We start from the raw sequence: 11543 nt of genomic DNA on the forward strand, positions 1-11543 counted from the left end.
ATCTGATATAAACTCAACCCTTCTTATATCTTTTTTATTAATTATTGTTCCATGAACTTCTAAAAATCTTTCCATATTAAATTACCTCCTCAAAATCTACTTGGTTATTTACTTGTATAATTTCATCTAATAAAGCTTTAGGTGCTTTATAATTTGTTATTATTCCTTTAGCAAGTTCTATTTGACTTCTCTTAATAGCTTTATATGACTTTACTTGAAATTCTCTTTTAACTTGTCCATAAATGTCTGAATAAACTCTACCTCTTAAAGATTTATCTTTATATGCAGGTGTTTCGTATCCAGTTACCTTAGTGCAGATCTTTTTAATTAAACTAGTAATTTCATCACAATCCACTCCAAGTAATGGCAAGTTATCTTTTAAATCCTTAACCTCATCTCTTACAACAATTATTTCTTGTTCTAATTCTTGTTGCTTGCCGTCTATCATAAATATTGCTTGCAACTCCTTAGATAACTTAGCTTGTACAATTTGCTTTGCTCTGAAATAGTTATTAACTAATTCTCTTTGGACCTTCCATGCTAAATCATCTTGAAGTGACTTTACTAACATTAAGTAGCCACTTTCTGTAATTAGTAGTCCTTTAGGTGCTTTTTTATCAAATCCATATGTCTCGGAAAGATTTTCCCCAACATCATTTTTAGATAATTCAAAGTAATCTACATTCTTTATGAAATGTTTTTTATTATTTCTAAAATTTTTACTTGCAGTTCCTTCTACTCTTTCATGTAACATATCAATATCTTTGAATGTTACAACTCTTTGTCCATTAATTTCCTTTACTAATAAATCAGCATTATTGATTTTTACAATTTGGTTATTCATGTTTACCCTCCTCTTATTCTGTTAAGTTTTGTTCGATGGGCAATTTAGCCCTTTTTTAAAAAGTTTATAAAATATTATTTTCTCCAATGTAAATTAGCTTTTCTTTTAATTTTTCTTTGTTTTCACTAACTACTTTAATTCCTTCAAAATCCCCTAAATCAAAGTCTTTCAACAAAGATTTATAAATTTCTTCTTTTTGTTCTTGTGTTACTTTACTTTTCTTACTCAAAATAATCACTCCTAAAACAATTAAAATTTATAATTAGTTTCCCTAAAAATTGTTAAAGTATGTAATTATTTTTTTACTGAGTTATTAAAATAAACTAGTTTGTTCATATGGTCTATCCATCTTAATAACTCTTATACTTTCATCTATTACATTTAATGAACTTTTAAGAGTTTCAACATCTACATCTTCCCACTTGGTAGCTCCAAGCCTTATTAAGACTCTTTCTTTTACAAGTTCGTATTCTTCATTGGCTTTAGTTATCCCTAATCTTTTCTTAATGTAGTGACTTATATTAGTCTTATCAAATGCTGATGGTCTATAATACTGTGAACATTTATCTTCTATTTGATTTATTTTAGAACTTACAATATCATCTACTAAGGTTGTTATTTGTCCCCTAAATTCTGAAAGTAATTTCTGATTATTATTTGTATATGAACCCGTCTTTCTTATACTCGGTATAACTTCTACTGCTAACCACTTTTGAAATTCTTGTGCTACTTTATTACTAGCTTTCATTCCTAACATATAAAATAAACTCTCTGGAATATAATCATCTTTCCCAATTTGTTGGGAAAATCCAAGTTCGGAACAATAACCGTTCATAGTCTCCCATCTCACATATTTTCTATTGTTTTTAACTTGAGTAAAACCAAAACCTATTGCTGCATCTTCTGAACTAATAGAAATGCTTCCATCTTCATTTTGAATTGTTCTAACTTCTAAGTTTAATTTTTCATTTTTAAATACTTGTAAATTATTCATATAACCCTCCTTAATTTTTATTCTGTTAAGTTTTAAAGTTAAAGTCTATCAGCCTAACTTTCATTAGCTTGTCCTTTTTCTAAGTTCTCGTAATAACCAGCCATAGCTGATTGGTAATTTTCCGGATTTAATATCCTTACTCCTCCTTTAAATATATTTTTCAAACTATCGCAAAGTTCTTTAGCTTCCTCTTCTGTCAAATACTTAATTTTATCTTTTATTTTTTCTTTCATCATAAATCCTCCTAGCATATTTATAAGCTTCAAATAACTCTTCGTGAGTACATTTGTAAATCTGCTGCATTTTTAGTAAAATAGGAGCAGAAGGCAATGAGTAAAATTCTTCATATTTGTATAGTGTATTAATTTTTATATTAAGCTTGTCCGCAACATATTTAGTTGAAAAACCTTTTTTTTCTCTTATATCCTTAAACACCTTAGCACCTCCTTTCTGATATTATTATGTCATGTATTGTGACAAAAGTAAAAGCTGATTTATTCTTGAATAACACTATATAATGTCATATATGATGACCTATTTAATTTATGATAAAATTTTGTTATATATTTAAAATTTCCTTTATTTTTCTTTAAAATCGTACATACGTTCTCTTTTAATTTATCATATTTTATGATATTTTTTTTATAAGTGGTACTTTTTTTATGACATATAAGTAATAAAATATGGAGGAATGCATATATGAAAGGCATTTTGTTAAAAGAATTAAGAAAAGAGAAGAATTTAACTCAACAACAACTTAGCAAGGAACTAGGTGTTGCTAGAAGTTTAATCGGAATGATTGAAAGTGGGAAGCAAGATGGAGGAAGAGATTTTTCTAAAAAAGTTGCTGAATACTTTGGTGTATCTTTAGATTACTTAGAGGGATTGGTTTCTGAAAGAAATGGGGTTACAAAAGAAAAAGATGCGTTGGTATCTGACTTTTTAAAATATTTAGTAGACATAGGCATTATTAAAGATGAAAATAACATTGATGAAACTACACAAGAATTAATCATGACCATGGTAAAAAAAGAAATATCCAAGCTGAAGGGTAGGTGATAAAATTGAGAATTGCTATTTATACAAGAAAATCTGTCTTTAAAGAAAATAGCGAAAGCATAGATACGCAAATAAGTCTTTGTAAGGATTACTTTAAAGGCAGTAACGAATTTGAAGTATTTGTAGATGAAGGATTCAGTGGAGGGAATACAAATAGACCAGCTTTTAAAAAAATGATGAACATGATTAAATTAGAGAAATTTGATATAGTTGCAACTTATAAAATAGATAGAATATCTAGAAATATAGTTGACTTCGTTGGAATTTATGAAAACTTAAAAAAGAATAATGTTAAGCTTGTATCAATCACAGAAGGTTTTGATACTACTACTGTTATGGGTGAAATGATGATGTTTATATTATCTGCTTTTGCTAATATGGAAAGAGAAAATATAAGAGAAAGAGTCAAAGATAATATGATAGCTCTAGCTAAAAAAGGTTGTTTTACAGGTGGATTTATTCCGTTTGGTTGTATAGTAGAAGAAAGAGAAGGTAAAAGCTATTTGAAAATATCAGACGAAAAATTAATACAATTGATATTTTCAAAATATTTAGAATTTAATTCTTTATATTCCACACAAAAATATCTTTTGAATAATGGTTTTAAATCTCTATCTACTAGGAGTAGTTTAGGAAGATTGTTAAGAAACCCAATTTATTGCAAAAGTGATGAAAGAGTTTCTGAATATTTTATTAAAAAGGGTTATGATATAGTTGGGAGTGCTAACAAAAAAGGTTATATGACATATGGCAAGACCGCTAACTATCCAACTCTTATCGTAGGGAAACATAAAGCTTGTATAGATCCAGACACATTTTTAAAGGTAAATATGTTATTGGATAAAAATAAGGAAACTGCCACCAAGAAAGAGAGTAAGGTTTATTGGCTTACAGAAGTATTATATTGCCCTTATTGTGGTTCTAAATATGTTTTAACTAATAGTGGAAGAAATACATATTATGTTTGCCAGAATAGACTAAGCAGAAACACTAATGAATTAGGAATAGATAAAGACAAAAAGAAATGTGAAAATTCTAGGTACGTAAATGCCGAATTTATAGAAGGAAAAGTGTCTTTACTCATAGCTGAACTAGAGGATTATTCTACATATAAGTCATTTAAAAACAAAGTTAAAAAAGACAATAAAGACGATGAAATAGAAGTTTTAACTAATACTATTAATAGCAATAAAAAGGCAATAGGCAACTTGGTGGATAAATTAATGTTATTAAGCAACGAAGCTGCTACTCCATTAACAAAAAAAATAGAAGAACTAACATTAAAGAATACTGAACTAGAAAGCAGAATATATGAATTAAGATCAATTCAATTAGATAATATAAACGAAAGGGATGAAAAGGAAATTATAAATTCTATAAGGAATTTTAATAAATTAGAGAGCAATAAAGAAAAAAGGGGAAATGTAAGAAAGATATTCAAAAAAATAATTTATAATCCTTATGAAGATAGCATTGATATGCAATTGCCCTAATATCGGTTATGTTTTAAAAGGACATCCTCTAGAAGCTTCATAGTACACTATTTTATTATCCAAGTTTTCATCTTCTTCATAAGGGAATATTAATTCATTCATATTCATAAGAGGTCTTTTTCCATTTGATATTACCTCTCCATCAATTTTGTAATATAAACTTCTTATTGAGTTTATTTGCCTTTCTCCTAATTTATATTCTACAAACTCTCTATATGTTTTTTCTCCTTCTCCTTCAATAATATATTCCCCATTTAACTCTTTTAATATGTTTTGACTATCATAAGATACTTCTGGCCCACCATACAATATCTCTATATTTTCATCTACTAGTTTTATAAGATTAGAAAGCCTTTTTATCATTTCTATATTCCAGATATAAGTTGAAAAGGCTACTACATCAGGTCTCTCTTTTATTATTTCTTCTAATACTTTTTCATCTCTATCATTAATGGAAAACTCTCTAATCTTACAATCATAATTCATATCTTTAGTAAAGGCTCTTAGGTATCTAACAGCTAAATTACTGTGTACAAATTTAGAATTTATAGCTGTAAGTAAAATTTTCATACGTATCTTCTTCCTTTCAATGTTAAAGTTTTATCCCCCTTATAAAATGTATATCCTCCCATAATTTAGTTTCTTCTATTTTATAGTATTTTTCAAGTAATTTTTTATTATCCTCTATATTTGACTTTATTATTGGATTTAAATTTTTAAATTCGAATTCTCTTACTTTACCTGACGGTAGTACTGCCATTATTTTATTATTAATCATATCTTTGACTTCTTTATTTATATCCCATATAAATATTTGTCCACCAACTTTAATGTACTTTGTAACTTCTTCAATCAACCTTAATCTGCTATAATTATTCCACATTTTACTTAAATGAAAAAACATTGTGCAAGTATCATATTCTTCTTCATTAAGAATAACACTTGAATTATCTCCCCCCACATAATCTACTGAAATTTCATCCATTACATCCTTTGATATATTGTAAATAACACCAAAACTCTCCCCAACATCTAGTATATCTCCATTTAGCTTTACATCTGATAAATTAAGTACTATAGTTTTTCCCATCTCACCTTACCTCCTAATTACATAAGTTATATTATATTTATATTTATAACTTCCATAATTTATTAATAATTTTTATAAAAAAGAAGAGAATTCTTTAAAATATATAAATAGATTATACCTACATATCTTTAAAGACTTTCTCTTCTCTCTTTTACTTACTGTTAATTTTCACCTTTTTACTTTTATTCTTTATTAATACACATATAATTATAACTATAATAAATACTATAGAAAAAATCCAGAATATCTTTGGAAGTCTAAATAATTTACTAGTTTTATTGTACTCAAGATTATATAAACACCCAAGCTTACTATCTAAAATATAAAAGCTATCTTTATAAAATGATATTTTCTCTATCTTACTTTTATCACCTAAATCTACTAATTCTCTTGCTACTCCATTCTTACTTAGTGCGTAGATAAATCCCTTCTTATTATTTCCAAATATAATAGTATCCTTTTCAAAGCATATTCCTTCTTTATCTATAGCTAGTCCCTGTAATGATGAAACATCATTATCTTGATACATAGGAGCACTTGGATTTTTATCAGGATGATTCTTTATTAAAAATTCTTGTCTTACTGAATCTGTAAACCTTGGCGATGTTATAGGATCACCACCACTATAATCAGGCCATCCATACCAATTTTCTTCTTGAATATCATAAATATAGTCCTTATCATCTTTTATATTTCTAGGAGGTAAATCTTCCATTCCTCCAACTATTGCCTTAATTTTCCCTTCGCTATCTGTATCCCATCCATTTATATTTCTTATTCCATGAGCATATAATTTTACTTCCTCAGTATTAATATCATAAGATAATATAGCGGCATTACCTATTTTTTGAGATTCTACCTTTTCTCCTACCTCATTACTTACTGAATAAGGAGAAAAAGCACCAGTTTTCCCATCTCCATAATTATTTCCTGTTAAAATCCATGGGCTAGTTGCAATATCAAACGCCTCACCTTTTGAATTAACTACTCCTGAGTTAGTATTACTTCCAATAGAAAAATATAACTTATCATTATTTAAAAGCAAATTTACTTTTTTATTTATCCCATTGTTAGGTATTCCAGTTATAATCTCCTTATAAGATTTTTTATCTATGTTATATTCTAATATCCTATTATCTGTTGCTATGTATAATTTTTCATTATAGTACAGTATATCTAAAATATCAAATTTACTTTCTCTTATTATAAGTTCATCATTTCCATCTTTATTAAGTACTCTAATTGTATCTTCAAATGCTAGATATAAGTTCCCTTCATCATCAAATGCAAAACTTTTAGCGCCTTCATATCCTTTAAGGCTTATTGACCAATCTATATTTTTATTTAAAATATCTAAATTATATTTATTTGTAACCTTAAAAATTCCAAAGGCAATAGTTACTACTATAATTGAAACAAGCAGAAATTTAATAAACCTCTTCATACTCTCCCCCTTATTTTCTCTTTATGTTTAATTTATATTTTGAAATATATAAATTATTACTTTTATGATAATTTAATTTTTCCCTCGACTATTTATTTTCTTAATATTTAGTAGATGCATATTTCCTTTTATTTAGGAATAGATATAAGTGTATTAATTGGGGGTGATAAACTTTGAAAAAAGATAGTTTTGTAAGAAACTCATTTCTTCTTACAGCATCTAATATAACCACTGGGATATTAGGATTTATTTTCTCAATTTACTTATCAAAACTTATAGGGCCTGTTGGGATAGGATTATATGGTTTAGTAATGCCTATATATAACCTTTTTATCTGCTTAATGACTGCAGGAATTATAGCAGCTATATCCCAAGTATCTGCAATATATAAATCTAAAGGCCAATATAATAGCATAAGTAAGACTATAAGAACAGTTGCAAGCTTTAATGTAATATGGGCAATCGCCATAGGAATTATGGTATTTTTTTTAGCTCCCTACATAAGTAAATATGGTATCCACGACATGAGAACTATTAACGCTATCAGAGTTACTTGTCCAGCGATGGTATTCATAGCTTTATCTAATATATTAAAAGGTTACTTCTATGGAGTTTCTAAAATAGTGGTTCCTTCATTTATTGACATTCTAGAAAAAGCTATGCGTATTATCACCATTGCTTTATTAATCTACATGTTTAAAGCTACAACTATTACATCCCTAGTAACATTAGCTTACGTTTCTTTAGCGATTGGAGAACTTCAAAGCTTACTTTTACTATATGTATATTATAAAAATCTTTCTAAAAAGGCTCCTCCAGCATTTGATAAGCCAGAGAGAGCTTCACAATTATTATTTAATGTTTTTATAATCGCATTCCCATTATGTCTTAATGGGTTCCTTGGAAATCTATTTGGTACAGTATCTACCTTACTGGTTCCTAGAAGATTAGCTGCTGCTGGTTTTGATGCTGTAACCGCCTTAGGAATGATAGGAAAATTTACTGGAATGGCATTAACAATAGTTACCTTTCCAATGATTGTTATAGGATCTATTAATTCTCTTATTGTTCCTGATTTATCAGAAACCTTAAGTAGAGGTGACTATTATAATGCTACTGTAAGAATAAAAAAAGTTATGAAAATAGCATTTTTATTAGGACTTGCTACAGCCATAATCTGTAATATAATTCCTGACTCATTAGGCCAAATGTTTTACAGTAGAAATGACCTAGGCGAGTATATAAGGATTGCATCATTAAGTGCACCTATTTTCTTTACTGCCAATACTATGTTTGGAATACTAAATGGATTAAATAAACAAGGCGTGATACTTAGAAACTCACTAATTGTATCAGTATTAGAACTTGTTTGCCTATTTATATTTATTGGTCTTCCAGGTGTTAATATAATGGGGTATGGTATAACTATATTTATAACCTCTAGTATAAGTTTATTTATAAATCTTAGAGAAGTTCAAAAACACATATATCTAGACTTATCCAAAAGCAATATAAGCATATTTTTACTGTTATCAGTACTAATATTTATGATACTTAGATTATTTACAACTAAATTTTTAAACGATTTATTTATAAGTAAAAACCTAATAGTTATTTCATTAACATTTCTTATATTTACTATACTTAGCTTCTTTGGTATTGAAGAAGAGTAATGTATTTTGCAAAGCAAAATCTCCTTAAATCTTTCATTCTTTAATTTTTTCATTCTCACATTAATAAATAATTGCATATAGAACTAAGGAGGGCGCGAAACGCGACCTCCTTAGTTTGAGTGCTATTTAATTTTAATTGAAAATTCTTCGCCTATTTGTAACAAATCATCATCATTTATTTTTTCTATATTATATACCTGGATTAAACTATTTTATTTATCTTAACTAATCCAAGCCATATTAAGCCTTTTTATTTTCCATACTCCGTTAATTTTTTCTGCCTTAGTTGTAAATCCAATAGCACCAAGACCAGAAGCCCACTTTGTTCCTTCAAATGAAATTTCATTTTCTGTATTTTTTATATATTCATCAACTTTAAAGCTTATACCATCTATAAAAGTTGAATTCTTTATATATCCTTCACTTTCTAATTCTTGAAAAGTCTTATCTATTAAAGTTACATTATATTTCTTAGCTATATAGTAAAATAATTGTGTTTTATCTTCTCCAGTAAAATCTTTAAATGTACTTGTATCTATATTTACATATTTAATATCACTATTTAATCCTTTATCGGTTTCCCATGCTATATTAAATATCTCTGCATATACTTTTGCTTTTTCTGTTTTTAAAATCTCTTCTTGAAGTTCTTTTTCTTTTGAAGTCTTAACAAAATATTCTCCTTGTCTATTTATAATAGTTGCTTCATCTGTTGCTATTATGTTATTAGTTTCTTTTTCTTCTATTTGTAGAATTACCTTTATTTCACTATAAGCATCCTCTGTATAACTCACATCCGAATATGATGTAAATTTAACCGCTTCTCCTGAATTAATTATCTCATAACATGGTCCGTTATCACTTATAAAACCATGTATATCTTTATCTACAAAGTCATCTTCAAGAATCCAATGATATTGTACTTCTTTATTTGAATCTCCATCTACTACAGGAGTGAAAGTTACTACTTCATTGTAAAATAATACGATATCACTTTCTATATTTACTTTAATTTCTTCATCTTGTGTTATTTGATAGTCATCACTTATAAATTGTTTCTTTTCTTCTAAATTACATACAACTATTAAAATTATCATTAGTAATATTATTATTACTGATATTCTTTTCATATCAACCTCATACTTTCTAATTCTCTAAAAAATCTAAGGATTTTACATATTGCTTAATAAGCTTATTATCACTTTCATAATTATATATATATTCAAATACTTCTCTAGTATTTGGATCAACATATAATTGTTTTAATGGATAGTATTCATAGCTTATATTTTCATCTGGATTGTTTTTACAATTCTCATCATTAGCAATAGAATTAGCATATACAAGTACATATTCTCCAACCCTATAAATAGGAACTCCATTCCAAGTTTCAATAAACTTTTTAGTTTTATCTTCGATATTATTATAACCTCGTTTATCAACAAATCCTGGATTAGCTTGTTCTATAAAATCATAATAACTTAGTTCTCCTCCACGAACCCCAAGAATAATATTATCTCCCTCTTGAATATTATTTCTATAGTCATTTATAACTTTAATAGTTATATCACTATAAATCATATGACCATCTTTAACATAACTATTTACATTAATAACTCTCCCGTAAACTATAGACTCTGCCTCTGTTTCATAATTTATAAATTTTGAATAATCTGCATAACTGTTTTCTAATGCTAATCCTAATACTATTTTATCCTTCATTATTTTTTCTAAATCCAAGTCCTCTAAAACATCAATTTTATTTTCAACGTCAAGTTTAGAATTACTATCTTCACTTATAATCTCATTACCCATATTATTTTTCCCCCATAAATTTTTGTAAGTCACTCCTATAGTGAAAATAATCCCTATACTTGCTGCTATAATTAATGCTTTTTTATTTCTTTTCTTTTTTTTATGATTTATCTTATTTTCTATCTCATCCCATAAATCTGGCATATTATTTTTAGAATAATTCTTTAATAAATCTTTTATATCATTATCCATAACTCTTCTCCCTATAAACTTACTCCTTTTCTAAGTTTTTTAATAGCTTCACGATATCTCCATGCAACTGTACCTATAGGCTTATTTAAAATCTCTCCAATATTTTTAAATGTAAGGTCAGATATTGCATGCAAAATAACAACTTCTCTTTCTTCATCATTTAAAAATGCTAAAGATTCTTTAAGCTGAAGTTTTTGATTAATATCTTCAATCATATCTTTATCATCAATTATATTAAATTCATCTACTATATCTTCCCTCTTATATTTCCTTAAATAATCAATAGAAGTATTTCTTGTTATGGTCATTATCCAAGCTTTATGATTATTACTATCTTTATATTTACTACCGCTACTCCATATTTTAATAAACACATCTTGGCATATATCCTTTGCTAAATCTTCACTTTTAATTATAGATAACGCATATGAGTAAATAACATGCCCATAGTAATCATAAATTATTTTTAGAGATTCTTTTTTTCCATTCTTTATTTCTCTCAAGCATATTTGAAATTCCAACTCACTCATAATTCCTCCATTTGTTTTAAAGCATACTTCACTTATTATACGTATAAAGCAATATAAATTTATAGTAATTTTAAAAAAATTATTTATTAATTACACATTATTCTTTTTTTCATTAACAATTTAAATATCATTTTCAAATACTACACCATCATTACATCCTATTTTCTTCAATTTAAGAAGCCTAGTTTTTCATGAATTTTAACTTCAATTAACTATTATCAATTATGCACTGCCCATTACTAATTCTCAATTTAAAAAGAAAAGTCCTTCGTAGTTTCTATAACTAAACTGGTCCCTATGTCAAGGACATTTTAAAAAAGAGAGTTAGGAAGCTAAGAGCTGATTTCTGTATTGAACAGGAGTCAGCTTTTTTAAGTTCCACTGACAACGGTCATTATTATAATAATCA

14 protein-coding genes and 1 pseudogene are annotated in these 11543 nt (G+C 27.1%); 3 read left to right on the forward strand and 12 right to left on the reverse strand.

The features are described from left to right. Positions 1 to 76: 76 nt before the first annotated feature. The 5 genes from J7M87_RS09555 to J7M87_RS09575 all read right to left on the reverse strand — a co-directional run bounded on the left by J7M87_RS09555 (position 77) and on the right by J7M87_RS09575 (position 2273). The gene (locus tag J7M87_RS09555; protein WP_291650836.1) at positions 77 to 844 is read right to left on the reverse strand and encodes an ORF6C domain-containing protein; all 768 of its coding nucleotides are present in this window, start codon (positions 842 to 844) and stop codon (positions 77 to 79) included. A 64-nt stretch (positions 845 to 908) separates the two neighbouring features. Next, entirely contained in the window at positions 909 to 1073 is a 165-nt protein-coding gene (locus J7M87_RS09560; protein WP_180270983.1) for a hypothetical protein, read from the reverse strand. Positions 1074 to 1157: 84 nt separating this feature from the next. Next, entirely contained in the window at positions 1158 to 1838 is a 681-nt protein-coding gene (locus tag J7M87_RS09565) for a BRO family protein (protein ID WP_099346891.1), read from the reverse strand. A gap of 53 nt (positions 1839 to 1891) precedes the next feature. Continuing rightward, complete coding sequence (locus J7M87_RS09570; protein WP_291650837.1) at positions 1892 to 2071, reverse strand: hypothetical protein; 180 nt, start codon at positions 2069 to 2071, stop codon at positions 1892 to 1894. Then, on the reverse strand, positions 2049 to 2273 hold the full coding sequence (locus tag J7M87_RS09575) for a helix-turn-helix transcriptional regulator (protein WP_291650838.1): 225 nt from the start codon (positions 2271 to 2273) through the stop codon (positions 2049 to 2051). Before J7M87_RS09575 ends, J7M87_RS09570 begins: the two co-directional genes overlap by 23 nt. A 264-nt stretch (positions 2274 to 2537) precedes the next feature. Between J7M87_RS09575 and J7M87_RS09580 the strand changes: the two genes are divergently transcribed. Both J7M87_RS09580 and J7M87_RS09585 read left to right on the forward strand, forming a co-directional pair. Continuing rightward, positions 2538 to 2897, forward strand: a complete 360-nt coding sequence (locus J7M87_RS09580) for a helix-turn-helix transcriptional regulator (RefSeq protein WP_291650839.1) — start codon at positions 2538 to 2540, stop codon at positions 2895 to 2897. Positions 2898 to 2902: 5 nt separating this feature from the next. Further along, the gene (locus J7M87_RS09585) at positions 2903 to 4390 is read left to right on the forward strand and encodes a recombinase family protein (RefSeq protein ID WP_291650840.1); all 1488 of its coding nucleotides are present in this window, start codon (positions 2903 to 2905) and stop codon (positions 4388 to 4390) included. Positions 4391 to 4405: 15 nt separating this feature from the next. On the opposite strand, the pseudogene J7M87_RS09590 reads toward J7M87_RS09585, so the two are convergent. The 3 genes and pseudogenes from J7M87_RS09590 to J7M87_RS09600 form a co-directional block, all read right to left on the reverse strand. Continuing rightward, a pseudogene (locus J7M87_RS09590) lies at positions 4406 to 4960 on the reverse strand (cobalamin B12-binding domain-containing protein); the annotation flags it as partial. 22 nt (positions 4961 to 4982) lie between these two features. Then, positions 4983 to 5480 carry a hypothetical protein gene (locus J7M87_RS09595; protein WP_291650841.1) on the reverse strand — a complete coding sequence of 166 codons (498 nt, stop codon included), beginning with the start codon at positions 5478 to 5480 and terminating at the stop codon, positions 4983 to 4985. A 151-nt stretch (positions 5481 to 5631) separates the two neighbouring features. After that, positions 5632 to 6924 (reverse strand): hypothetical protein, encoded by a 1293-nt coding sequence (locus tag J7M87_RS09600; RefSeq protein WP_291650842.1) that lies wholly within the window; start codon positions 6922 to 6924, stop codon positions 5632 to 5634. A 173-nt stretch (positions 6925 to 7097) separates the two neighbouring features. Between J7M87_RS09600 and spoVB the strand changes: the two genes are divergently transcribed. Further along, positions 7098 to 8597: a stage V sporulation protein B gene (spoVB, locus tag J7M87_RS09605; RefSeq protein WP_291650843.1), complete on the forward strand. Its 1500-nt coding sequence runs from the start codon at positions 7098 to 7100 to the stop codon at positions 8595 to 8597. Positions 8598 to 8818: 221 nt separating this feature from the next. On the opposite strand, the gene J7M87_RS09610 is transcribed toward spoVB, so the two are convergent. The 4 genes from J7M87_RS09610 to J7M87_RS09625 all read right to left on the reverse strand — a co-directional run. Continuing rightward, positions 8819 to 9727, reverse strand: a complete 909-nt coding sequence (locus J7M87_RS09610; protein ID WP_291650844.1) for a hypothetical protein — start codon at positions 9725 to 9727, stop codon at positions 8819 to 8821. A 16-nt stretch (positions 9728 to 9743) separates the two neighbouring features. After that, positions 9744 to 10604 (reverse strand): hypothetical protein, encoded by an 861-nt coding sequence (locus J7M87_RS09615; protein WP_291650845.1) that lies wholly within the window; start codon positions 10602 to 10604, stop codon positions 9744 to 9746. A gap of 11 nt (positions 10605 to 10615) precedes the next feature. Continuing rightward, positions 10616 to 11134 (reverse strand): RNA polymerase sigma factor, encoded by a 519-nt coding sequence (locus J7M87_RS09620; protein WP_291650846.1) that lies wholly within the window; start codon positions 11132 to 11134, stop codon positions 10616 to 10618. Positions 11135 to 11458: 324 nt separating this feature from the next. Beyond that, on the reverse strand, positions 11459 to 11543 hold an 85-nt coding region (locus tag J7M87_RS09625; RefSeq protein WP_291648866.1), incomplete at its 5' end, for an IS3 family transposase.

The sequence above is a fragment of the Clostridium sp. genome (assembly GCF_017888565.1).
GTDB lineage: Bacteria > Bacillota > Clostridia > Clostridiales > Clostridiaceae > Clostridium.